This is a genomic window from Ruegeria sp. CH11 (genome assembly GCF_056537105.1).
Genome location: NZ_JBQFQX010000061.1, coordinates 1 through 602, shown reverse-complemented (window position 1 = coordinate 602; position 602 = coordinate 1). Strand labels below are relative to the sequence as shown.

General features: G+C 61.6%; 1 protein-coding gene. It reads right to left on the bottom strand.

The genetic code is table 11. The features are described 5' to 3' along the window. On the bottom strand, positions 1-602 hold a 602-nt coding region (locus ACR0LX_RS23000; protein WP_480785640.1), incomplete at both ends, for a biotin/lipoyl-containing protein.

Sequence of the window (602 nt, the reverse complement as noted above, 5' to 3'; positions counted from 1 at the left end):
TGGCCGCCGGGCTGGACGTGGACGGCCTTGACCACCGCGTCGCGTTCGGCGTGGATGCCGGTTTCCATTTTCATCGCTTCGATGGTCAGCAGCAGATCGCCCTCGTGCACCTCTTGACCAGTGGTCACGGCAACGGTGGCAACAACCCCCGGCATCGGCGCACCGATGTGATTGGAGTTGCCGATCTCGGCCTTTGGTCGTTGCGCGGTCGACGCCTTGACCAGACGGTTGGGCACCCGGATCACACGGGGTTGGCCGTTGAGTTCAAAGAAGACGCGAACTTCGCCGTTTTCATCGGTCTCACCGATGGCCTGACAGCGGATTTCCAGCGTCTTGCCCGGATCGATCTCGGCGGTGATCTCTTCGCCCGGCTCCATGCCGTAGAAAAAGGTGCGCGTCGGCAGGGTGCGAACGGGGCCGTAGGTCCGGTGGCGGCCCATGTAATCCAGGAACACCTTGGGATACATCAGGTATCCGTTCAGGTCCTCGTCATCGACCTCTTTTCCCTCAAGCTGCTTGGACAGATCGGCGCGGGTAGCTTCCAGATCAACCGCTTCGACATGTTTGCCGGGGCGTTCGGTGTTGGGGGCTTCGTCCTTGAG